Here is a 24,448-nt window from a genome sequence, read left to right as displayed (position 1 = left end):
GCTTAACGTGTTAGTCCCAGAAAAAACATATCCGGCCCTGACCTTTGTCCAAGCTCAACACGATACAGAGATTCGACTCGCTAGCCCCAAAGCGAGGATGCCAGGTCGTCGGCTCGATACGGCTATCGCCCTTGTCAACGCGCCAGGAAATGACCCGCCCGTCAGGCAACACACCGCGTCCACCACCTTCGTTAGTCTCTGGAGACACCTCGACAGCGGGATGCAAGTGATATCGCGCCTCAGCGCTCGTGTGCGGTCCTTCGACCGAATCCGAGACTATCAGGCACTTAGACTCCAATCTCCATGCTCGGCGATGCACTGGACCGCCCGGCAAACGCTCGAATCCGTCGTGCGCGCTCGAAACCTCAATGCCGTTCTCGTCGTTGAATTCAGCATCTATCGGGTATGCACGACGAGCGACACGGAAACCGCTCCATACTTCGGACGAGTCCTCGCCATTCACCAGAACGGTGTTGTGGGCCGCCGTTCCCCTCTGTCGAAGTCTTTCCGCACTCGCGCCATAGCAGGAAGTTCCAGAATTAACGAGTACGCGCTGCTCCCCCAGAGACATCTCGAAACTCAAGGTGTCCGCGTGAGCGTGCCCAGGAAGGTAGTCCGGGCCGACAGGCGCGACATCCAGCAAGACAACCGCATCGCCTGACGACAAACGGGCATAGCCACTGTCCGGAAGCCAGACCGATCTTTCGACGGCCAAACTCGAAGGAAATCCAAGTCTGTCCGAGTAGCCGTACAACTCAGCCGGCGTAGGAGCAATACCTAATGCAGCATCATTAAAAAACGCTATCTCACCGTCCGGATGGCACATAGCACGTAACCAGCGCAGCATCCGGGGAACAGTTCCACGCCACTCCTCTGCCTGCGCTTGCTGCTCGGCATCCAGAACATCGCTAAAGCAGCTCGCCAGGTTACACAAGTCCAGGATATCTTCGACCGCCAACGCGTGGTACATCGTGCTTCGCTCGAAGTGCCCTCCATCATCGAGAACCTGCTCCTGCACCTCCCGGCGCAGGATTCGCAGCCCGGTCTTAAGCCATCGTTGCGCCTCCGCGCCGTCGAAGTAGAGCCCAGCGAAGACAAGCGCCTTCGCATTCGCGAAGAGGTGGTTGCCGAGCAGGTGAAACTCCAAGCGCCTGACCAGCCAGCGAGCCTGGACCGCCAGGCTATGCTCACATGCCTTCGGCAAATCGTTCCCGGAAAGAATCCACTTGATCCAGTTCACGATGCGCAGCGACGTGGGGTAGGGCTCCCATCCGCTACCATGCGGCGGAGGGTTTTTCGCAACCCAGTCCTCCAGCAAGTATTCGTGCCACACGCGCCGAGACTCCGCTTTCGAAGCATTGAGGTCATCGAAGTAGTGCTGGTTATATCGCCACAGCTTCTCGCGCTGGGGTCCGTCCCAGCCAAATTCCTCGAGCGCACCCGCTACACCTAGAAACTGGAAATGCCCAGGGCCAACCAGAGAAGCGCATCGCCTGGCACATGGAACCCACGTTCCGGTGCGGACCCTCACGGATGGAGGGGGAGCGAGGTGTAGCCGCGGCCGGTAAAACCTGAACCACACTCGGCCATATAGCTGAATGGGACGCAGATGGCGAAGCGTGTGCCAGTAGCGAGTCACCACGGGAGATGTATGCTGCGCAGCGATTCCGGTCTCTTGATTCTGGAAAGTGAGCTGCGGACGCAATGGCCTCGCAGCATCAGCCCGCAAGTAGATCCACACCGTGACATCCCGGGTCTCACCCAGACTGTACGGCTTCGGCCGCATCAATGGTGATCCTCGAGACTTCGATGACTTCCGCCAGAGGTATTGCGGATCCCCCCCCCTCAGTCACCGCCCGCAAGAACTGCCGGGCGCAGGCGGCCTGACCCTTATCTTGTTGCCAGAGCCTCATCCTTGAGAATCCCGGCCAACCCCAACCGCGAAGCTTCAGAAAATTATCCAACTGGAGCACACGGCCGGCAGTGAACACTTCAACGCGTTCCTTGGGAAAGCTCTTATGGCCATTAGCAAGGTAATGAATTGTAGCCACGGACCCATCCTCGAATTCGAGCGTCAAGCTGACCTTGTCGCTACGGACGGCGATCGCTGGGTGGCGCCCAATGGCCGCAGCGTGCAGTGAAGTACTGGGATAACCAACAAGATGGCGCGCCAGGTCAATGAAATGACAGGCCTCGCCGATGATTCGCCCACCGCCGACTGCCGGATCCTGTGTCCAATGATCGGGCGGAATCTCACCGGCGTTAATGGTTATGACGATACTCTTCGGTTCTCCAATCGGGTCCAGCAAAGACTTCATCTTGGCCACGTGAGGTGCAAAGCGGCGGTTAAATCCGACCATGAGCTGCTGCTCCGGGCGCGCTCCAACCTCGGTCTCGATTTGCGTCAGCTGATCGTGCGTGAGGCATAGCGGTTTCTCACAGAAGACGTGCTTTCCTGACTGTAGAGAGGCCAGCACTTGGCTGGCATGCGCGTCATGGCGCGTTGCAATGACCACAGTGTCGATATCCGAGTCTTGGAGTACGGGATCAATCTCCGTTGCGGCCTCCTCAAAACCGAACTTCCTGCCAAAATGGACGGCGCTGACACCTCCACCGCTCACTACGGTATGTAGCTTCGCTCCGGCGGCCTTGAAGGCTGGAATCAACACGCGTCCCGCGTAGTTGCCGGCCCCGAAAAAGGCAACTACACCTTGACCCGCAATCGGCGTTGATTGCAGGCGCACACGTCGGGCGACCGGTTCAGAAGACGCTGCAGTAGGATACTTGAGCAATATGCCCAGCGAAGGCTCCCCGGAAGTTAAAAGGGTCATGGCCATTTCGCCCTCTTCGATCAGGAACCGATGCGAAATAAGCTGATCCACATTCAGCGCACCTGAGGCCATGAGATCCAGTACGGCCTCAAAGTTGCGCTGCTCCGTCCAGCGGACGAATCCGATCGGGTAATCTTGACCACCCTCTTCATAACTCGGGTCGTAACGACCAGGCCCATATGAACAGGAAACCTGGAACGTCAGCTCCTTCTCATAAAATTCATCACGGTTTAGCCCGAGACCGACTACCCCGACCAGCACAATACGCCCCCGCTTGCGACACATCCTCGCCGCCTGGCTGACGGGCTCATTACTCTTGGTCGCCGCGGTAATCAGGACCGCGTCGACCCCACGGCCGCGGGAAAACGCCACTGCACGCGCAAGCAGGTCTTCGCCCACGCCTGGATTGACGACCTCCGCGCCCAGGTTTTTTGCCAATTCAAGCCGGCGGGGATCGAAATCAACTCCGAGGACGCGGCATCCTTGCGCCCGGAGCATCTGTACGGTCATCAGGCCAATCAATCCGAGTCCGGTCACTACCACACACTCGCCAAGCGTGGGCTGCACCAGGCGAATACCCTGCAAGCCGATGGCAGCAAGGACAGTAAAGCTGGCGGCCTCGTCGGAAACAGCGTCAGGAATACGCGCACACAAGTTCTGTGGAACCGCAACGATTTCGGCATGTTTGCCGTTTGATACAACTCGATCTCCGATGTCAAAGCCATCTGAACAACTCTCTATTGCCTGGCCAACGTTGCAGTACCCAAGAGCCAAGGGCTGATCAAGCTTGGACTGAACGGCGTCGAGCGTTGCGGCGACCCCATCCGTACGCATCTTCTCCAAAACCATCTTCACTTTGTCCGGCTGCGAGCGAGCCTTCTGAATCAGGTTGCCTTTGCCGAACTCGACCAACATCCTCTCCGTTCCCGCTGAGACCAGGCTGACAGAAGTTCTAATCAGAACCTGCCCCGCACTACAACGAGGTGCAGGCACATCCGTCACAGTCGTGCGCCCATCCTTGAGGGATTGGAGGAGTTGTTTCACTTAGCTACTTCCTTCTTGTGGTACGGCGCCAACCAGTACGAACCTCGGCTCACAATGGCCGCTCAACAATGATCTCACGTCGTTGGTCATGAGCCTCACGGATCTTCAAGAACAGCTCGGCAGTGGCGACCAAATAAGCCAGATCGGCAGCACTTTTCGGCTCGCCATATCTAGATCCCTTATGGCTATTCAATATGTTGGCTCTGTGCCCGTGATCGCGCCACCAACTGCTATGCGTCCATCGGGTCGCACCCCGCATAAGGGAGAGCGACTTGAAATCCTTGATCTCAGCAAGAACCTGTCCCTTATGGAGATTAAGCACTTCCCTCACACCCTCAAAGGTATGACCCTTTGCGGAAAAGGTCAGCGCAGCCATCGAACCGTCCGCAAACTCGATCGAAGTGACGAAATCGGATTTCGCACCAACCGGAGAACACGGCACAATCCGACATGGGAACGCTTTTTCGAGGCCGACGATTTGAAGTGTCAGATCGCTCCAATGGCACAAATTGCCAAGAATTCTCCCGCCCTCAGCCTCGTCAAAGTACCAATGCCCCTCTGCGATCTCGTGTCCCGCGATGAACCAGTTGATCATCGCCGGACCTTCTTCCTCCAAGAGCACTCGCTGGAGACGCACGAAATGATTTGAGCGAGGCCGATTGAAACCAAGATAGACCTTTCGGTCCGGGTTACGCTGGATCGCCGAGACCAACTCGGAAAGTTGCTGCGACGTCACCACATGAGGCTTCTCGATATGGACATCCTTGCCCGCATCGAGAGCCATCACGGCATACGGAGCATGGGATGCATGATTTGAGGCAACAAAGACCAGATCGATGCGTGGATCGTTGACAATAACGGCTGGATCCGTCGTCGCATAAGCGGCACCGTACCGGTCGACCAGCGAACGCGCTCGAGCGCTGTCAGTATCCATGGCAGCACGAATGCAACCAGGATCAAATTTATTCAAATAAAAGGCGATAGTCGAGTAGGCGAAGGACCCGCAGCCCATTAGGCCGATCGTGCGGTTAGGATCATCGGGGGAGTTGCACTCCCTGTTTTCATAGCGGACGCCGTCAAACCCAAGTTGGGCACCCATATGATACTGCGCCCGTACCTTCTCAATCGTGCGACCTATGCCGTAAAGGTTCGCGTACCTTGCGACCTTACGCAACTTATAGGAAAGCGGCTGATCCAAATAAGATTCTGTTGCCATTAGTGTGCCTTACCTTTGTCCTTCCTGCAGTTTCCCCTGCTTCTTGTCCGATTTTGTGCCACCTATAACTGGACTTCCGCCGCCTCCAAGGTCAGCTTGCCCTGACGGCCTTGGATAAATTCCTCCGGTCTCAGGTGCCCGAGTTAACTAAATGGCCGGTCGTAATTTTAGTCCAGCCGCCAAGCCTCGATTTTCGCCTCCCGCCACCTGCCGTTGGAAGAATTGCCTGGAGTTGTACCATTTTCTGTCCGCTTTCCCGGTCGTACGAAATTGAGCAGGTTCCCACCCAACCCAGTCCATTTCCTCCAACCTCTTCGACGTGGACTCCGTGCCGTGACCGACCTGTTATTGACATGAGCACTGGGCCAAAAGCCAAGCGCCCGTTTGAGGGCCAATGAGACCTTGTGACCAGTGACTCAACTGCTCGACCACCGTGAGTATCCGAAACGGCCTGCCGTCCGAGACTAGATCATGCACGAAATCCATACTCCCGCGCTGCCCGGAAGTCGCTGGTTACGATACCGGAACCGACCGATGCAGGCACACGTGTGTTTGTGCCGCCCGCCGCCTCCTGAGCTGCAGCCGCTGGAGGCGGTACAGGCGCAGAACGCGCTACTTGTTCAACCCCAGCCCTCCCGCCATCGCATCACATGGATTCGCTGAAAGCCGAAGCGAGGTCGCACCGAGGCGATCTCCCAGATCTGCAAGGCGGTTCGTCCGTCGCCTGACTTTTGTGGCTGTACATCGAGCCGTAGAACTGTGCCTAGCGGCAGGTCTTGCAGCTGCTCAACTGATAACCCTCCTTGATCCAACCGACCACCGCACGGCTCATGGCCAGCTCCAGAGCTTTTTCCGCACAAACTCGCTCAGGATGCGCTTGTCCAGCGTCAGCCAAGCCACCACTCGCTTCCGCGGAATGCTCTCGTCGCGCGGATCTCGTAGCTCTCGCAACTCCGTCAGATCCACCTTGGCGCAAGTCTCCTTACAAACGTGGCAACGTGCCCCGTTAACTTCCAAACCGCCGGGATACTTCCGCTACCCCGTGCCGCGTTCGGACTGCCGCGGTACAAACCTCACATCTCCCCTAAACCTCGACTTCTCCACGGCTGTTCGCTCCCCGGCAAGGAGCTATTCACAAAGAGAAAAACTGTCCGACAATCCTGATGCGGTTCAGGCGGAAATGATTACTGCTTCAGTCGAAATGCCCGTTCCATCGCCGCCTCCGCATCTGCCCAACTATACAAATTTTCGTATGCGCTACGCGCTGATTTACATTTTTCCACATAAGCGATCCCATTATTCTCCTTAATCGTTCGCAACAATAAAGCCCCATTCGAAACAACGTTACGATAATTTACCTCGAAAAGGCACCCAAATCCTTCCAACTCTCTAGCAATCAACATTTCGCTATTAACTAAGACGGGGCGCCCACACGCTAACGCTTCGGCCAATTTATTAGACGCTGCATAGCGATTTATTAACCTCCCAGGATCATAAAGCGCTGCTACAACGTGAGCCCGCGCTGTCTCGGCCATTATTTCTTCATGAGTAATGAATCCGAGATAGCGGACGCGTTCAAGGCTTGAAAGCTCCATAACCAATTCACATGATCCTTCCCCAGCCACTGTGAGTTCGAGATCCTCGTTGGTTCTGACCAACTCCATCAGCTGTCTAAGGCCACGCCCTTCATCGAGCCACCCCCCGAAAAAAATCCTAATTCTGCCAGTTAGTTCATATGGTGGGGCCATCCCTCTGTCCTTCGGCGTATTCCGAACAACAGTTACATGGCGCCTGCACCACCGCGGCAATGCGTCCCTCCGGAACTGCTCAGGCACAATAGCCACATCTGAGAAAAGCACCGCAGAGCCCTCAATTAGGTTGAGAACCACTCTCAACCAACCCCAAACATTGTACCTTTGCGCTAGATTATCGTGAATATTAAATATCACATGAGCACCGAAGATCCATTTGTAGATCACACCTGCCGGCATAGTCTCAATATCCGAGCAATGTAAAACCACGGGCCTCATTTCTTTTAACTTCCCGATTAGGCTGATATTAAACCTAACCAAGGAGGACAAATATAATGCAGGATTCCTGCCATTTAATAACGGAAAAAAAGGGCCAATTCGTTTAATTTCTTGCCCTCTATAAATTTCATCATCCGGCAACCCCATCTCCCGGCGGGCCCCAAGAAATACCGCCCCATACCCGAGCTTTTTTGCAACCTCCATCATCCTTGTCACCCGGGGAATCGGTCTACTCCCAAGGCGGACAAAAACCGCGTCCCCTATTGGGCCTTTCTGTCTAATGCTCATCTATTCTCCATCTCTTCCAACGCCGGCTTCTTTCCCCGAGCACGAGTTTAGTAAGCCCAAACAACATAGCCAAGTAAAATATTAGTTTCGTTCGCGGCACGAAAAACCCGAGAGAATATCCGTAGAATAACGCCAAGGTCAGGCCAGTGATGAGAATCAGGGAGAACTCTCTATTGACTCGAAACTTTCGCCACAAAACAAGCATAAAAAACACTTGACAAACCACAAAATACTGCACCGCCGAATAAAACTCGAACGCCCCCGGCGAGAATGGCGGGTGTCCTCCCGGATCAAGGAGCACTTGTGAAACCCCGAAAAAGAGCTCAACAATCCGATATCCTACCTCAAGGAAATCACGCCTACCGAAATCGATATTGATAATTAAAACAACCGATAACGCGAGACAAACACAGGCTAATACGACCGCCCTGCTAAGACTCTTTGAATATGCATAATAGAAAACGGGCATAAGCAGAATTAGATAGAAGCTCCGCATAGACGCAATTAACACCGCGAAACACAAAAAAGCAACAAGCCTTCTGTCAATTAATGCTAGAATTGCACGAGCAATGAATGCGTGCAGTAAAAGATCTCTCATAAAACCTGAGGATAACTCAATCACAGTGGGAGAAATCGCGATAAAAAATAGCAGAAAATCGCGATATCGCGCTGGGAAGAGTCGCTCTGCCAAACGCCTGACGGACACTAAAAAATAAAAATAATACAAGATGCCTAAGGCGAAAAGCGGTCGCCAATCGCCTAACGAGATATATAAACCAGACAAGAAGTAACCATACAGGTTTATATTAAAAAGGCCCTCGGGTAGGGAAAAGTTAAAAATATGATCCGAACGAAAAACAAACCATGTCAAATACTTTAACTCATCGTTATAAAGAATCAGTTGATCTGCATGTGCCCCATAGTCGAAACCATCGCTAAGGGTTAGGCTGATCTCCAAGCCGACTAATCGAGCCGCTTCAAATTTCTTATATGTAAGCCAAGCGGAGATTGCGAGGCCTATTAGAAAACCAAGCTTGCCGTATGGGTTCCTTAGATGCACGTTAATATCTTCTCGCTCATGGGGATGCGGAGGCTAATTGACACTATTTAGCGGCCAGCGTGCTCAGAGGAGTCATTTACGAAAATGAGCGTGTCGGAATGGAGTTGCCCCTAATTGACCGGAAAAGAGGCGGTTGCTGATTGGGTGCGGATGAACTCCCTTGGGAAGCGCATCTTCAGCCCCTTGTGAGGATGAACCTCGTTGTAGTCCTCGAACCACTCATGGAACTGGGCGAGGACGGTTTTGGCATCGGGACGATCGTGCAGATACACGTAATCACGCTTGAAGGTTTTCACGAACGCCTCGGCCATGCCATTGGACTCTGGGCTGCGGATCGGCGTGAAGCACGGGATCATGCCCAGCGCATAGGCCTGCTCAACCGTCTCATTGGCCGTGTAGCAGCTGCCGTTGTCGGTCAGCCACTCCACCGCATGAGAGGTCTCTGTAGCGCCGAAGCGCACCTCCACGGCCTCGACCATCAGGTCCCTTATCATCTCACCGGAGATGCCCGCGGTCGTGCCGACATACCGGATAGCCTCCCGGTCGCAAGTATCCAGCACGAAGCCAACTCGCACCTTCTCACCGTTCCAGCACGGGATCTCGAAGGTGTCCGAGCACCAGCGCAGGTTGGAACGCAACGTGATCAACTTGCCGTCGTGATTGACCTGTCGTCCACGGCCGGTATGTCGCGCCAGCAGCAAGCCGTTCTGCGACATCAGGCGGTAAACCCGCTTGTGGTTGACGAGGTCGCGGCCTTCCTGGCGCAACTCGCGGTTCAGCAGCGCCGTCACGCGCCGGTAGCCGTAGCTGGCCCGGCCATCGGCGATCCGGCGGATCATGGGCAGCAGCCAGGCGTCGTCGGCCTTGGTGTAGCGACCACGGCGGGGAGCACTGCCTGCGACCCGGCAAGCCAGCTGAGAGCGCGATACCCCGAGGGTCTCAGCGATCGGTTTCATCGTGAATCGTCCTCCGGCAGCAACGGCACACGCGATATCAGTTTTTTTTCGCGCCCGACCTCAATGGCTTCCTTGAGGATTTCCACCTCCAGGGTCTTGCGGCCCAGGGCACGCTCGAGATCGCGGATACGACGCATCAGCTCGCGCTTCTCCTGCGCGCTGACCACCGCATCATCGGCGCCCACCGCCACTTTGTCTCCCTCGGCCATCAGCTTCCTCCAGCGGAACAACTGGGAGGGAGAAATACCATACTTGCGGGCCACGAAGGACACCGTCATGCCGGGGATGCTGGATTCCTCCACCGCCCGAATCTTCTCATCGAGACTCCAGCGGCGCCGACGCTGCACGCCCGTCACAACCTCGATTCGTTCAAACCCCGAAGCACTAGTCATAGAACCAGGCATACACCTATCTCCTAACGGTCAGCCTGGTGTCCGGTCGAAAAGGGGGCCACTCCACTTGAGCATTCCAGCTGAAACTTTTGCGTCTGTGCACACAGGCTACAATCGCAAATTCCTCGTACTCGCTGCCGTTGTCGCAGAAGGTGGATCGGGGCGGGCCACGGAATGCGTACTCCGGCCCTGCCGGTCTCTGATTCCGGTCGGCGGTCACGATTCCGGCCCGTTGGCGGTCGGTGTGGCCGCGGTGATGGGACTACCGACACCAACGGCCGTGTCGTCTTGACTCGAATCAGTCAAAGATAGGCAGCAGAAAATCTCATCGAAGGGCGACTTCCAATTGTGCGTATCCTTCAATACTAGGGGGGGTCAAAATGGAAATCGCCGAGCACGACACACAAGCGCCATAATCTGGGAAGTAGTGGTCTCTACGGGTTGTCACGTTTGAACCGTCCGGGACAGTAATGATTGCTTTGACAACCATGTCATCGCAACGTAAGCCAAATTCTATAACATTGCCCTGAATCTTTTCTCGGGCTTGCCCTACGACCCAATCGGAATTCAGCAGCCAGAATAAGCGGGCACCCTCCGGCCTTTCGAACCGCCATTGGTCTCGGATCACAAGAGAATCCATATGCCTAGTAACTTGCCGCTCAATTTCCATGCCGAGGCTATTTTGATTCTCAATTCGAGCAGCAACGGTGCTTTCGTTTCTAGAAACAATTTTCGCAGTCGGCACGCCCCGCATAGTCAGATTAATAGAACCCCTCACTGGGAAATGGCGTTCACGCATTGCGGGCCGAGGAGCGTTGTGTCTTGAGGATAAAAGCGCTTCGCGTCGGATGTTTGGATCCAGTGTATATGAATGACAGCCTGGATCGACAATCAGGGGTTTCCCGCGATAACTAACAACAACCGCGAGCGCGTCGTCGTGATCATGTGGCGCTCGGCCGGCTAGGCCAGTCGGGCCTGTTTTTATCGTTAGCCGAAAATCCGAAGCCGACAAGGTTGCAAAGCCACTACGGCAACCATCCTGTCTCACGACTTGCGGCAAAAAACTGCCTGATTGGCCGGCTAATTCACAAAGAAAAGAGTACAGGTCAGTCAGGGGTGCGGCAGGGGCTCCGCACAACCTTTTATCGATGTAGAGTGGTTTTTCTCCGAACCACCAAACGAAGCCGCTGTCGTGATCACCGAAAGCAGGCAAGTTACCGCCACAGTCTGTGATCTGTGCCAAGAATGACAAGGCCCGTCCCATCACTCGCTCCAGTATTTCCACAGATCGATGGCTTGCCCTCCGTGCTATCGCAAGCGAAATCGCCACCATATCGACTGTCAGGCGATGATATCCAGTAGCGCGTTCGATATGGCAACCGCCTAGCTCAAACTGCTCATCTGCAGCTGCGGCAAAACGTATCAACGCATCGCTTGTCGCCGAAGATTCCAATCCATCCAACGCAGCGTGCAATACAACCTCGCCCAATAAATCCGCCAGATAGTGATTACCCGGCACGTCGCTGACTTCCCGGAACCTAGCGACAAACCTCTGATGAGCGCGCAAAAGCCTACAAACTTTATCTGTCGCGGAGTCATCGAGCCATATGGAGAACACGGCGGCTGCTAACGCCAAATTGGATCCACGAATCGCTACCTCCATTCCGCATGTCCAGTTGACACCGAACCCTGCAGGGTTAGATTCGGACCAACTGTTGACGACATCGAGAAATTCAGTTTCCAGCCTCAAACGTTCCGAAGGAGATGCTGCAATTGCTGCTTCGGCAAGCCAGACCAAATTTTGAAGTCTGTTCATTTCCCAGGGAATTTTCACGTCTGAACGAACATTATTGGCCACAAAGTCACAGAACGGGAAATAAACCAAAGGCCACGAATAGCCGTGCAATGGGTCGGAATGCCAGGAACCCTCTGTCCACGCACCGACGGGACCGTATCCAAGCACCCGATGAACACGATTTAGAGCGTCATCACGGCGTCTCAGCGTTCTTTCCCCACGAGAGGCATCTTTACTACTGGCATCGAGAAATGCCTGGGCGCAGAGCGCTCCGAAACGCCGTAACTGCACTCGCTCCGCCAACCCCGTTCGCGGGAGCCGCCGCGGAAAGTAACAAAAAAAATAAATCAATGGCGATATTTTCTGCCAAATTTTAATTGAGACACCCGCCGGCCCCGCTTCTAACGCTCTAGCCCACATGTAACGTAACCGACTCATTGTCATGATCCGTTAGTTTCGTGTTTACGTGTAATTCCCATGGGATGATTGCCGCCTGAATCCAATTCCGTGCGGAGATGCCCCGAATGAGGCTTTCGCGACCAAACCGCCGATAACAGGGACTCAACCCGTGCGGAACCTCCAGGGCCATTAAGCGCCTAGGATCACTTGTGTATTCTAACTGTCACCCTCCAGCACTTGGAAAAGCTTAGTCTCGAGGTCCCTATCATCGAACACACGGTATTTGATAACCCCCGGATACCTTTCGCAAACGTCCGAAGCAATCGCCGGACAGCCCAAATGCACCGCTTCCGCTACGCTAATTCCGAAACCATCGGATATGGTAGGGCGAATCAGAACGCTGGCCAATTTGAATAGCGGCCAAATCTCACCTTGCCTCCCGAAGATGTAAACTAGCTCGCTGTCAATTTCGAAGCGTGAGATCAATCCATTTAAGTACTCAAGCGTGTTCGAGGGACATTCTGGAATAATGATTAAGAGCCGCGCCAAGGGGGCTCTGTGAGAGATCGCCTTGAACACTCGAAGCGCCGTATCAAAGCCGTAAAGATCACGCCCGCCAACGAACGTCAGCCGATATCCGCTAACAACGATCACTTTCCCTGAGCCAAAAAATTCAAAAAGGCTGCTCGGATAACCAGCTAAAATGGCTGCCGCACGGCTCTCGTTAGGAGCTAGGAAGGAACTTTCTACCGTTATTGGTGCTTTCACCCCCTGGTCCAAGTAGGCATCCCGAATCGTCCCACTTACCACAATAATACCATCGAACTTATTTAGAATAGTCACAAGAACTTGAGCCCTTAACCCTCTTTTATCAAACGCCCTTGAGTTATGATCCATGACATATCGCTTCCCTCGAAAAAACAAAAAACAAATCGTTAAATACTTGACTGTGACTACATTGAGGTGTATTAAGTCATGTTTCCCAAACATAAGCTTTAGTGCTAACATTAAGTACTTTGCAAACCCCAGTTCGCCCGTCCGAAATACTTCAGCGCCCGTCGCCGATTTTAGGCGGTCGATAAAAACGGAAACGCCTCCCCAAGGGGGCGGCGTTGGCCCAATAACTAATGGCTTATTCTTGCTTCTTATTAATTGGATGATTCCCATTTTCCCAATCGCCTGTACTGGATCGCTTTTACAGTCAAGTTGACAAGGTATGCGAATACGCTTGCGTAAGCCGCTCCAACGAGGCCGTATTCTGGAACGAGCGAAACACTAACTATTATGCTTGACGACAGCATCGCCAATGAGGCGATGGTATTAAGGCTCGGCCGCCCTATCGCTGAGTAGTGCGTTGCTAGCACCTTTGTTATGTTCGCCACCACCAATGAAAGAGCCAAGACAGGGAGCACTTCTGATAACTGCGCGTACTCCGCGCCTAAGAATGCTACAAGAGATTCGGAAAACCACGAATATAATAAGATGCATAACGCTACTCCTTGCGTCAAGGCTAGAGCAACTAAGGCCGTCAAGCTGCTTTTCTTGGATTTACCAGCTGCGGCCCAGTTGAAGTAGACGGTCATAGCAGAGGACGTGAGTAACATTAGCATTTCAATAATAGAAATTGCGATCGAATATATACCTAGAGCCTTAGTTCCTAGAAAATAGCCAATAACCAAAAGGTCGATGCGATAAACCAGGAAGGCAATCACGTTATTCGCGTAGGACTTCAGGCCATAGGAAAGTAACGGTCGGTGGACCCACGGTATTTTGGGCTCTAAATGGAAAAGCCGCAGAAAAAGCAACGACGGCACGACTGCGTAAAAAATCGATATTAACGAGAAGCCACTTACGGTAGGAGTCCAATAATACCCATAAAGGAAAACGGAAACTAGTGAAGAACAGGCAACAAACCCCAGCACTTTAGAAGCGTAGATGAATTGGTCTTTCCCTAAAGCCATCCCCTGAAAAAGGGCATTCATAGTCCGGGCAAAACCGAGTCCTCCCGCGAGGGCGAGTGTGGTTAAGGCGAAATCCTCATTGAGGAGTTTTACCGCACCAAGTACAAGGATCGCCGAAATAAAATACCCGAAGAATTGATAGCAAAGTAACAAGAAATTTGTGTCATCGGAACCACCCTTGGCTAAAGTGTAGGTTGCTGCTACTGGCAGCCCGAAAGAAGCCAACACTGCGATCATATTCGCAATCAACACGATAGATGCATATATGCCATTTTGGTCTGCACCCAAGGTTCGTGCGATGAGCAAGGTCGTGGCGGCTGAAGAAACAGCGAACAAGGCACGACTTAAGAAAAGCGCGACGACAGCTTTCAATTTACTCGGCATGCGTCGGAAACGCTTGTAACAGTTTCTCAAGATCTAAGTTGATTGGCTTCACTCGGAAATCGGTCGACAGGGCCGAGATTTCTTTGGCGCGAGATACTGGTAAGGGCGCTTCCCCTTTTATCCCAATACTTTCATAATAATCATGGAACTTAAACGCCCCGCCGCTTAACATTTGTCCAATTTCAATCCACATGGTCTCGACGCCATAGGCATCACCGATTATCAACCCATGCAAAGAAGAGGATGCGATCTTTTCACAGGCGACGATGTCACTGATGACCTCTAATGGATTTTTTCTTAGCGGGTTTATTACTTTTATATTCGGATATCTTATGCACTCTTGGATAAACTTGGATGTCAGATCAGTGTAGTGCGGAACCACTCCATACTTGTGACTTTTTGTGGATGGTGGCTTGTAGAATTTCGGGGTTAGAAGCGCCGGATCCCCATATATTTCGGGACAAGAGACACCTAAATCATCGAATATTTGGCGTGACCTCGGCCCCCGTACAGCATGAATCTTGCGAGGCGCGCCTAATGGAGCAGCGGATTCGGAGATAAATCCGCTGCCCCAGATGATTGTGTTTGGACGTGCGCGCTGGCAAATCGAGCCTATTGCGGAGAGATAAACTCCATCATAGTAAGCGGGGTTGGTATGTAACACCCGTCGGTTAGTGATCCAGTTGATTAATATTGGATTTAGCACGTCCCCAAAGTTATTGTCGCGGACCCAATCAAGGCGGATCCCGGATGGAAATATTTTGTCTTCTATGCTGTACTGGACATGCTTGACATACGATTTCGTGATGGTCGTTAATTGGTGCGTCGCCATTTGTGGTTCTTAGGGTTATGGTAGCGCTTGCGCTTTTGGATGGTGTGGCCTGCCGAGCTTCTTCGGACGAATTATTGTTGGGAGAAGTCTCCTCTTTAAGCCGTCGTAGGTATCCCTTCTGGAGACTGCACTCCTTAGACGGGGCCGGCTAGGATCTCGGGACTTGAGCATATGGGGCGTCTTCAGATGTAGTCTGAAAACAATCAGCCTTGTTGAATGCCAGGGGTGCGCCGTTCCAGCCGCGCTTGGGGTGTACTGATTCGCCATGTGCCCGACCATACCGTGCGGTTGTTCATGTTTGTGGTCTTGCTGCCAATTCTCGATCTTTGCCCTAACATCTTCCAGCGACAAGAACCAACGCTAAATCAAACATTCCCACCGACCAGAGGTAGAACCTAAGGTCAAGCTACGTTCAGATAAACTCGGGTCAATCGCCCACCGCGCACGAAGGGAGATCTTAACGAGATTTTCCCCGGTATTTTTGGCTCAGCTATCAGGGAGACGATCTACAGTTAACCGGATGACCGCGGCGCGCAAAGACTCAAATACGCAATGCATTCAACTGAGGGCGGAATTCATCTGTCAGAAAGAGAATGTGCACTTCCCGGGATACACCAGCCGGTGCTTATGACTATTTGAGTGCGCCGCAAAAGTCCAATGCCGAGTGTGCGACTAGCTGTTTCTGTATAGCAGGATCGAAAAACTGACGGTGCCTCACCAACACGGCAATAACGTCTGCCTGGCTTATCGCCTGCTCGATCCCGACCAAAGAAAACTCTTCGTGCGACTCAATGTTGGGTTCTACGGCAATCACATCGTAACCCTGCGATTTTAGCACTGACGCAACATGCAAGGCCGGAGATTCGCGCAGGTCATCAATATCCGGTTTAAACGCCAACCCCAAGCACGCGATCGTGGGGCATTTTCCCGTGGCCGCTTCCATATTGCCTGCAATAATCTCAATCTTCTCAATTACCCACCTAGTCTTGTAATCGTTGACCTCACGTGCTGTTCGGATTAGACGAGTATTTTTTAAATCACGCGCAACAATAAACCATGGATCTACTGCGATGCAATGACCACCAACACCGGCGCCGGGCTGTAAAATATTGACCCTTGGGTGTCGATTGGCTAGCTGGATCAGATTCCAAACATTTATACCCTCTGCATCGCAAATCAGCGAGAGTTCGTTCGCAAAAGCAATATTGACATCTCGAAAGCTATTTTCAGTCAGCTTACACATTTCTGCCGTTTTGGCATCCGTCTCCAGAACAGCACCCCGCACAAATGTCCTGTAAAAGTCCGCCACTGCTGTGGTCGCCTCCGGTGTCAACCCACCGACAATGCGGTCATTTTCGACCAACTCGGTCATGATTCTGCCCGGAAGAACTCTCTCCGGACAATACGCCATGTGAATGCCCTCGACGTTGACGCCAAATTCACGCAGCACGGCTTGCATCTGCTCAGTAGTTCCCACGGGCGAGGTGGACTCCAAAATTACCAAGTCACCTGTCTTGACGAAAGCTGCAATACTTCGCGTTGCGGCAAGCACGTAATCAATGTTGGGCTGTGGGACTTCGCCAGCTTCGTGAAACGGAGTGGGCACGCAAATCATGTATACATCGCCCGCTTGCGGGAATGTCGATGCCTTTAGGCGCCCTACCGCTACCGCCGAACGAACGAACTCATCCAAGTCAGGCTCGACAATATGAACCTTGCCCTGATTAATTGTTTCGACGGCGTGCTGACTAATATCCGTACCTAAAACGGTATAGCCCTCGCTTGCCAGTAGGGCCGCGGTCGGTAAGCCAATGTAGCCAAGCCCAAAAACGCTTATTAACTTATTCTTCACAAGAAAACACCTTTCTTTAACTATTTCTGAGCACATCCATAATTCGATCACAAGCCTTACCGTCTCCATAGGGATTGTGAGCACGTGAAACTTTTGCGTAGTGAACGTCATCTTCGAGAAGGCGGGAAACGCCTGCGACAATACGTGCCTTGTCCGCGCCAACCAACTCCACGGTTCCCGCCTCCACGGCCTCCGGCCTCTCAGTCACATCGCGCATCACCAAAACTGGCTTTCCCAAGCTTGGTGCTTCTTCTTGGATACCACCACTGTCCGTCAATACCACATGGCTCTGCTTAAGCAGCCACAAAAACGGCTCATACCCCAGGGGCTCAATCAAATGCACATTGGATAGGCCGCCCAGAATCTTACGGACAGGATTCTGGACATTTGGATTTAAGTGCACGGGATAGACGAAATGCACCTTGGGAAATCTCGATGCCAGCTCACATAATGCCTCGCATATCTGAAGGAAACCCTCACCAAAGTTCTCTCGTCTGTGTCCCGTAATAAGCACAAAACGGTCTATCCGCCAGTTAAATGGCAGAGTTAGATCAAGAGACTCCTCGAGTCTCGTTGATCGTTCATCGTCGGCGTCAATACGGTTCAACACCCAATGCAGTGCATCAATCACAGTATTGCCGGTCACGGTTATGAATTCATCTGCCACGCGTTCGGCGATCAAGTTGGCACGACCATTTTCAGTGGGAGTAAAATGCCAACGTGTGACCTTGCTGGCGACTTGGCGATTGAACTCCTCCGGGAAAGGTGCGGAAAGATCATACGTTCGAAGGCCTGCCTCTACGTGGCCAACAGCTATGCCTTCATAGAAGCCAGCCACCGCGGTAGCTAGTGTTGTTGTGGTGTCACCATGCACCAAAATAATATCCGGCTTGTCATATCTAAAAATGTCCTTCATACCTTGGAGAACCTTCGTCGTAACATCAAATAGATCCTGACCTGGCTTCATGACGTCTAGATCAATATCCGGGACGATCTCAAAAATCTTCAATACTTGGTCCAGCATTTGACGATGCTGTGCTGTCACACACACCTGCACATCAAACGTCTCGGGCTCGGCTTTGAACTTGTGCACAAGCGGAGCCATTTTGATAGCTTCTGGTCGCGTCCCAAAAACCAGCATGACCTTCTTCCGTTTACTCATTTATCCTCCGCGAAATCTCCATAGCGATGCCATTTTCGGACGCAAATCGAACGGTTGGATCTTTTGCTTAGCGGAGTTGTCCATAATCGACCGGACCCGATGCAGGCACGTGTGTACTTGCGCCGCCCGCTGCATCCTGAGCTGCAGCCGCTCGAGGCGGTACAGGCGCAGAACGCGCTTCTTGTTCAACTCCCAGCCCTCCCGCCGTCGCATCACATGGATTCGCTGAAAGCCGAAGCGAGGTCGCACCGAGGCGATCTCCCAGATCTCTTTCGCTGCAAGGCGGTTCGTCTATCGCCTGACTTTTACGGCTATACGTCGAGCCGTAGAACTGTGCCTGGCGGCAGGTCTTGCAGCTGCTCAACTGATAACCCTCCTTGATCCAACCGACCACCGCACGGCTCATGGCCAGCTCCAGAGCTTTTTCCGCACAAACTCGCTCAGGATGCGCTTGTCCAGCGTCAGCCAAGCCACCACTCGCTTCCGCGGAATGCTCTCGTCGCGCGGATCTCGTAGCTCTCGCAACTCCGTCAGATCCAGCTTGGCGCAAGTCTCCTTACAAATGTGGCAACGTGCCCCGCTAACTTACAAACCGCCGGGATACTTCCGCTACCCCCGTGCCGCATTCGGGCTGGCGCGGTACGTACCTCACATCTCCCCTAAACCTCGACTTCTTCACTTCCTAATCTCCGGCTGGAGGGTCCCAAACGCCTGCCTAGTCCAATTCTAAAGTGGGGTCGAAAAGTGGGACGTCACGTCAGTTCTTCAATCCTGTATTAACTACAAGCGCGAGCCGACTTGACGCGGGGGGGCGGAAGCCGGGTTTCGAGCTAATGAGATCTGAACGCGTTGGCGACGAACACCCACAAAAGCCCGAGAAGACCTCCGACCAAGGTGCCCACGATCGCAATCAACGAGCGCTTCGGACTGGCCCTATATTTTGGCGACTGAGCCGCGTCAATCACACGGAATGCGAATTCGTTATTGCCGCGAGCGAGCATCACCTTCTGGAGTTCGGTTTCCAGCAAGCGCCCGATCGCATGCTGGAGGGTCACCACGGAGGTCTTAGCCAATTCAAGTTGAAGATAGGCAACATTAGCCTCTGCCTGAGCCAACGCTCTCTCCCTAAGCTTGTCATTCACCATCTCAACAAGTTGCGTTGCCCATGCGGCCGCGAGATCCGGGTCATGCCACTCGATGGCAACGGTCGTAAGACCCGACTTTCTATCCTCACTGACCTGGAGAATATGTTGATGAAAAAAGCGCACTGCGTCCCGTTCGTCAGGGTAGGTATCCGGGTCATCCCCGATCCAACGGCTGTTAGATGCATCCCAGCGCTCACGGAAGAGTATGGGCAGCAATTGATTGTCCGAAATAAACTCTTTTGCAAGCTCGCGAGACTTGAGCGTCGCGATCGCGTCTACAGAATCTCCACCCCCGATACTCAAGCCAGCGAGCGCGGCCAAACCACCCAGCTGGCCGCCGAGCGAAGGCGCACTCTTTTCTTCCGCAGGCGCCAATAGGGCCTCGGCTCGGTACCACTCCGTCGCGAGCAAGGCGTACGCGACTGATGCGGTCGCGAAAAGAACGGTCACAGCAATGATCCGCCACTTGCCCGCCCATATGATCCCCCAAAGCTCACGCAGATCGATCTCGTCGTCGGATGAATCTCGCATCAAATGCTCTGGCATCACGTAGACGAGGCGCTCGCTAGCTCCTGCCGGTGCATTAATGGCGGCAACTCTTTCCTCGGGGGGTTTGTCGGCCATTCGCCTGCGCTCTAGAACGAATTCACCGCCGCCACCGCGACAGCGAGGTTGAAGATAATCGTCGTCACGGCACTCCAAAGCGACAGCGGCCTCATTCGCTCGATATCCGTCGGCACAACGATCGTGTCGCCCGGCTCGATCTGCATATTCGTCGCCTGGAACCACTTGCGCGAGCCACTGGCCGTCACATGGCCATTAGCGCGCACGATGTAAATCCGCGCGCTGTCTGCCCGACGCGTGGTTCCGCCGCTCAGGTTGATGTAATCATCGCGACTGAGCCTCTCCTCGAACAGAATCGACGTCGGGCTTTGCACTTCGCCAAGCACGGTAACCGACTGCATCGGACCCGGCACCATCAAGACGTCGCCGTCCTCGAGGATGATGTCGTCACGCGAACCGGGCTCGGCTGCAAGCACTCGCCGAAGATCCATCGCGAGCCGCCCCACCGCAGTCGCCTGGTTGAGCTCACTGAGCAGCCCGCGTCCCGTTGCCAGTGCCTCAGTGGTCTGGGCGCCGCCCTCCTGCGCCTGCTGGAGGGCCAACGCCGACATATCGGCTTCCATACGCTCCGCAAGCTCGCGAAGCTGCTGCGCCTCGCGCTCGCGCAACTTGACCCGCGTGAACACCGCGCCGTTGATAAACGCTCGCTCCGTGAGCCCCCCGGCACGCTGGATCACCGACAGCAATGTCTCGTCCACGCGGATCGGGTAAGTCCCCGGGAAACGGACCTCGCCGCGCAACTCCACCGAGTGCTGTTCGGTCCAATTCGTGACTTCTTTCACGTGGAGAAAATCATAGGAACCCAGTAACAGATCCGCTCCCGGGATGCCCGCGCGGACCGCAGCCAGGTCAATACTGATCAACTCCGCCTCGCGATACTCGCCGTTGACCACCTCGTAACGCGTCACCTCGGCCTCGGTGATATAGGCGCTCTCCGCGAGGCTCCCGCCCGCGCGCAGCAGATCGCTCACGCGCATCCCCGGTTCGAGCGGGTAAAGACCCGGCGCACGCACTCGCCCACCGACCCGCACGACTTCCGCCGCCGAATCGAAATCCGCCTGCAGGCGCAACTCGTCCAGCAGTTCATCCACCACGATCCGGCGGTCTGCCTCCAGCAAGGCCTGGAGCTCCTCTGGACCCTCGGCGCCAAGCGCCATCCCGTTCAACACCCCGGGCCGCGCCTGGCCATTTTGTGCCACGCCGTTCCGGGACCGGGCGGATCCATTCTGCCCGTTCTGTCCCTGCTCCTCGAGTTCAAGCGGCACCCGGCTGAACACCGTCACCCGGTCGCGCGGTTGCAGCTCGATGTCCGCAGCCGAACCCTTCGCGCGCAACGCCGCTTCCAGGTCCACCGAAACCGCCATGATGCGGCGGTCGGGCGCGCGCTCGCGGCGGATCAGCACGTAGTTCGCGTCGGCCAATGGCTTCAGCGCCGACAGCGACGGCACTAGGTCGCTGATGCGCAGGCCAGGCCGGTACTGCATCCGCATCGGCCGGTAGACATGACCGAGGAGTTGCACAGTGTTGTCTACCCGCTCGAGCACCGAGGGCACTTCGAGAAGATCCCCGCCACGCAACCGCAGGCCCTGGCCCGCGGCGCTCTTCAAATCGACATCCAGCAGGATCCGCGCCTGGTCTTCGCTGATCCGCGCGAGCCTCCCGCCCTGCGGATAAGCTCCCGCGGTGAGACCGCCAGCCAGTTCGACCAGCTCCGCCGTCGTCGTCGCACCCTTGATCTCGTAAACGGCCGGCCGGCGCACTTCGCCGTCCACCGCGACCTGGGTACCCACCGGCGGAATGAAGATCACGTCACCCGGCATGAGCCGCACATCGCCGCGGGTATCGCCGCGCAACAGCAGGTCATAGAGATCCAGCCGCGTCACCAACGCGCCATTACGCTTCAGCTCGATGTTGCGCAGCGAGCCGATCGGCTTCACCCCGCCGCTGGCAAACAGCGCATTGGTGATGGTCGAGAGGCTGCTCACGGTATACGAGCCCGGCCGTTGCGCGTCGCCGAGGACGAAGACACGGATCGAGCGCAGCTCACCCATGGTGACGCTGGCGGTCGCGCCGATCATCTGCTGCGAGACCCGTTCCTGGAGGATCCGGCGGGCCTCGTCGAACGTCATCCCGGCCACGGTGATCGGGCCGAGTTCCGGGAAATTGATCGCCCCATCACGGTTGACCGCGAGGGTAAAACTGCCCGGCGTCGCGCCCATCAGCTGGACATTGACCACGTCGCCCGGCCCGAGGACATAGTCCACCGGCACCGGCACATCGGTCACCGGCGCAAAGGTGCTCGGCACATCGCTGAACAGGTCGTAGCCAAACAAGGGCAGCCCGGTCGCCGGATCGATCACCTGCGCCGGTCCGCGCTCCGCACCCTCGCCCCGTCCGTTCTGACCGTTCTCGCCGTTCTGCCCGTCACCCATCGCCTCGCCGTTACGCCCGTCCCGGAAGGCACGCTCGTCCCGGGTATCGTCAAGTGCCTGCGGCTGGCGGCCCGGCTGCAGCTGGCTCGGCTGGATGCCGTACTGGCGCATCAACCGCTGCTGTTCGGCTTGCGGCAACTGCCGGAACATTTCCAGCTGCGCGGGCGTCGGCGTCTGGGCTAAAGCAGGGCCGACGGACAACAGCGACAAGAGCAGCACCGCCAGCACGGCCGAAAGAGTCAACAGTCTGTTCATTGAGTCACTCGAGAATCCAGTTGCGCCGGGTGCGTTCACAGCCCGGAGTAATCCCACGTCCATTGCACGAAGGCCTGCACATCGGTTTCGCTCTCGTCCGTCACGCGGTTATCCGCGTACTGTACGCCAAGCCCGAGGCTGAGCGTACCTAGATCCAGCGATTCGTGCTTGATCGCACGGCGATGGCTCAGCTGCAGGCCGACGAAGTCCAGCTCATCCGGCGAAACGGTATGCAACGCGCTGAGCCCGGCGCCGTTACCCCGTTCGTTGATTGTCCCGGTGCGCAACAAGCCGTTCCACGTCCGCTGCCGCGCATCGCTGAGCATCAGCCCGGCGGTCAGCACCTCGCTGTCGCCATCCACCCCGGCGCCGATGGCGCGACCCTCGAAACGGTAGCCGGTCGTGTAGATCGAATGGTTATAGGCGGTGCCGTAGCGCGGCTCGCTCTGCCAGAACTCCACCGTGGTGTTGGTGTACTCGAGATGCGCCCGCCATTGGCCGGTGAACAGGCGGTTGCTCATCGTGCCCCAGGTCTCGCCACCGAACTGGGCGAAGTAGCGCGATGGCAGGCCGCCCGCCTCGTCCTCGCCTACCGCCTGGGCATAGAGCGCCCAAGGCCCGTCACCGAACGGCGAGCTCCAGCGCACGTCGAAGGCCCCCAGCTGGTTGCCGGGCTCCGTGTCCGCCGTGAGGTCGTCGTCGCCGCGGTTGTCCTGTCCCAGCACCAGGTCCGTGAAGGTGCTGAAACCGCACGGCCGCCCTCGCCCGCACCACTGCGCGGAACGCGTCAGGCCGATCTCGAGATCGTTGAAGGGCCGGAAGTTGACGCGAAACGCCACGAGGCGCGCATCCGGCACCGCCCGGTTGGTCTCGAGAAACCCCCAGAAAAAGGAGTAGGTCCAGGGTCCGAGCCACGACAGCCAGCGCGTCTCGAAGGGTTTTGCCACGTTGCGCTCGAGCCCGAGCCCCGGGATCGGCCGCGCGTTGGAGGACATCACCAGGGCATCGTCGTGGGACGGTCCCCACCAGCGGTCCAGCGCCCCGGCGTGGAGAATGTGGTTACCGATCACGGCCGCGAGGTAGGAACCGTCGCCGCGCCATTCCTGGTCGCCCGGCAGCGGGTCGGCCACGAAGCTGACCTGGGCCCTGGCGGCAAACCGGTCGCCCAGCCAGGACGCGCCGACCCGTACCTCCGATTCTTCACGCGGCGTGTCCTCGAAAGTCCGCGTCCAGAAACTGTCGGTCCGCGCGGAGAGTTTCGAATTGGGTTGCAGCCCGCGTAGCCCGCGCACCGTATCGAAGCGCTGCTGGACCCGGGCGCGCGCCGCGAGGACCGCCGGCGAGAGGGTCCCTGGCGCCGGGTCGCTCGCGAGGTCCGCGGCGATGGTCGCCCAGGGGAGCGGCCAGGTCGTGACGGGAGACTTGATGACGCCGGCGTCGGCCAGCAGCTGGATGTCGTGACGCAAGGCGAGGTCGCCCGGTTTCACCCACGGATCGGCGCAAAGCGGGGTCGCCGCAAGGGCCAGGATGATGGCCGCTGCGCCAATAATAAGTCTCATGGTTTCAGGCATGTGCATCGCGCCTGGATCCTTCCGTAAGCGCTTCTGCTCCCCGTGGTCGTGCAGTGCCAAATAAGTCGGGCCGAGCCGCGACTCACGCATGATAGGGGGCGGGGACGGTGGGGACAAGCAGGCGGATATTCGCGCGGTGTGACGGGGAATGGGATCTGCCGGTTGGGGCGGCGGCGTGGCTAGATCGCGTTGGCTCAGGGCCTGAGCTATATGACACTA

The 24,448-nt window shown here is 55.7% G+C and carries 15 protein-coding genes; all 15 read right to left on the bottom strand.

All coding sequences use genetic code 11. From position 1 onward, the window contains the following. Positions 1-10: 10 nt before the first annotated feature. The 15 genes from G6032_RS11755 to G6032_RS11680 all read right to left on the bottom strand — a co-directional run bounded on the left by G6032_RS11755 (position 11) and on the right by G6032_RS11680 (position 24,217). A complete protein-coding gene (locus G6032_RS11755) occupies positions 11-1,531 on the bottom strand; it encodes an alginate lyase family protein (protein ID WP_346763817.1) in 1,521 nt (506 codons plus the stop codon). Positions 1,532-1,757: 226 nt separating this feature from the next. Continuing rightward, positions 1,758-3,746 (bottom strand): bi-domain-containing oxidoreductase, encoded by a 1,989-nt coding sequence (locus G6032_RS11750; protein ID WP_240902247.1) that lies wholly within the window; start codon positions 3,744-3,746, stop codon positions 1,758-1,760. A gap of 178 nt (positions 3,747-3,924) precedes the next feature. Further along, positions 3,925-5,091 carry a Gfo/Idh/MocA family oxidoreductase gene (locus G6032_RS11745; protein ID WP_165282332.1) on the bottom strand — a complete coding sequence of 389 codons (1,167 nt, stop codon included), beginning with the start codon at positions 5,089-5,091 and terminating at the stop codon, positions 3,925-3,927. A gap of 1,184 nt (positions 5,092-6,275) precedes the next feature. Beyond that, the gene (locus G6032_RS11740; RefSeq protein ID WP_165282331.1) at positions 6,276-7,409 is read right to left on the bottom strand and encodes a glycosyltransferase; all 1,134 of its coding nucleotides are present in this window, start codon (positions 7,407-7,409) and stop codon (positions 6,276-6,278) included. Next, positions 7,399-8,469 (bottom strand): hypothetical protein, encoded by a 1,071-nt coding sequence (locus G6032_RS11735; RefSeq protein WP_165282330.1) that lies wholly within the window; start codon positions 8,467-8,469, stop codon positions 7,399-7,401. The genes G6032_RS11740 and G6032_RS11735 overlap by 11 nt, the downstream gene beginning before the upstream one ends. 110 nt (positions 8,470-8,579) lie before the next feature. After that, a protein-coding gene (locus G6032_RS11730) for an IS3 family transposase (RefSeq protein WP_165282329.1) occupies positions 8,580-9,829 on the bottom strand; the annotation gives its coding sequence in 2 pieces (ribosomal slippage) (positions 8,580-9,478 and positions 9,478-9,829; 1,251 coding nt in all). Positions 9,830-10,142: 313 nt separating this feature from the next. Then, positions 10,143-12,050, bottom strand: coding sequence for a heparinase II/III family protein (locus G6032_RS11725; protein ID WP_165282328.1), 1,908 nt, complete (start codon positions 12,048-12,050; stop codon positions 10,143-10,145). A 177-nt stretch (positions 12,051-12,227) separates the two neighbouring features. Further along, the gene (locus G6032_RS11720; RefSeq protein WP_165282327.1) at positions 12,228-13,178 is read right to left on the bottom strand and encodes a glycosyltransferase; all 951 of its coding nucleotides are present in this window, start codon (positions 13,176-13,178) and stop codon (positions 12,228-12,230) included. Beyond that, on the bottom strand, positions 13,160-14,344 hold the full coding sequence (locus G6032_RS11715) for an oligosaccharide flippase family protein (RefSeq protein WP_165282326.1): 1,185 nt from the start codon (positions 14,342-14,344) through the stop codon (positions 13,160-13,162). The genes G6032_RS11720 and G6032_RS11715 overlap by 19 nt, the downstream gene beginning before the upstream one ends. A 1-nt stretch (position 14,345) precedes the next feature. Further along, positions 14,346-15,188, bottom strand: a complete 843-nt coding sequence (locus G6032_RS11710) for a polysaccharide pyruvyl transferase family protein (protein ID WP_165282325.1) — start codon at positions 15,186-15,188, stop codon at positions 14,346-14,348. Between the two features lie 631 nt (positions 15,189-15,819). Further along, positions 15,820-17,040, bottom strand: coding sequence for a UDP-N-acetyl-D-mannosamine dehydrogenase (gene wecC, locus G6032_RS11705; protein ID WP_346763814.1), 1,221 nt, complete (start codon positions 17,038-17,040; stop codon positions 15,820-15,822). A 16-nt stretch (positions 17,041-17,056) separates the two neighbouring features. Beyond that, complete coding sequence (wecB, locus tag G6032_RS11700) at positions 17,057-18,202, bottom strand: UDP-N-acetylglucosamine 2-epimerase (non-hydrolyzing) (RefSeq protein ID WP_165282324.1); 1,146 nt, start codon at positions 18,200-18,202, stop codon at positions 17,057-17,059. Between the two features lie 830 nt (positions 18,203-19,032). Beyond that, complete coding sequence (locus G6032_RS11690; RefSeq protein ID WP_165282322.1) at positions 19,033-19,971, bottom strand: Wzz/FepE/Etk N-terminal domain-containing protein; 939 nt, start codon at positions 19,969-19,971, stop codon at positions 19,033-19,035. Between the two features lie 11 nt (positions 19,972-19,982). Continuing rightward, positions 19,983-22,658 carry an SLBB domain-containing protein gene (locus G6032_RS11685; protein ID WP_165282321.1) on the bottom strand — a complete coding sequence of 892 codons (2,676 nt, stop codon included), beginning with the start codon at positions 22,656-22,658 and terminating at the stop codon, positions 19,983-19,985. Between the two features lie 35 nt (positions 22,659-22,693). After that, complete coding sequence (locus tag G6032_RS11680) at positions 22,694-24,217, bottom strand: capsule assembly Wzi family protein (RefSeq protein WP_165282320.1); 1,524 nt, start codon at positions 24,215-24,217, stop codon at positions 22,694-22,696. Positions 24,218-24,448: the final 231 nt, after the last annotated feature.

Source organism: Wenzhouxiangella sp. XN24, assembly GCF_011064545.1.
Classification (GTDB): Bacteria; Pseudomonadota; Gammaproteobacteria; order Steroidobacterales; family XN24; genus XN24.
This window is presented reverse-complemented; position numbering and strand designations above follow the sequence as displayed.

Bases quoted from the DNA above. Each gene is read 5' to 3' on its own strand.
- G6032_RS11750 (WP_240902247.1), bottom strand. From the start codon at position 3,746: ATGTTGGTCGAGTTCGGCAAAGGCAACCTGATTCAGAAGGCTCGCTCG.
- G6032_RS11745 (WP_165282332.1), bottom strand. From the start codon at position 5,091: ATGGCAACAGAATCTTATTTGGATCAGCCGCTTTCCTATAAGTTGCGT.
- G6032_RS11740 (WP_165282331.1), bottom strand. From the start codon at position 7,409: ATGAGCATTAGACAGAAAGGCCCAATAGGGGACGCGGTTTTTGTCCGC.
- G6032_RS11725 (WP_165282328.1), bottom strand. From the start codon at position 12,050: ATGAGTCGGTTACGTTACATGTGGGCTAGAGCGTTAGAAGCGGGGCCG.
- G6032_RS11720 (WP_165282327.1), bottom strand. From the start codon at position 13,178: ATGGGAATCATCCAATTAATAAGAAGCAAGAATAAGCCATTAGTTATT.
- G6032_RS11710 (WP_165282325.1), bottom strand. From the start codon at position 15,188: ATGGCGACGCACCAATTAACGACCATCACGAAATCGTATGTCAAGCAT.
- wecB (WP_165282324.1), bottom strand. From the start codon at position 18,202: ATGAGTAAACGGAAGAAGGTCATGCTGGTTTTTGGGACGCGACCAGAA.
- G6032_RS11690 (WP_165282322.1), bottom strand. From the start codon at position 19,971: ATGGCCGACAAACCCCCCGAGGAAAGAGTTGCCGCCATTAATGCACCG.
- G6032_RS11685 (WP_165282321.1), bottom strand. From the start codon at position 22,658: ATGAACAGACTGTTGACTCTTTCGGCCGTGCTGGCGGTGCTGCTCTTG.
- G6032_RS11680 (WP_165282320.1), bottom strand. From the start codon at position 24,217: ATGAGACTTATTATTGGCGCAGCGGCCATCATCCTGGCCCTTGCGGCG.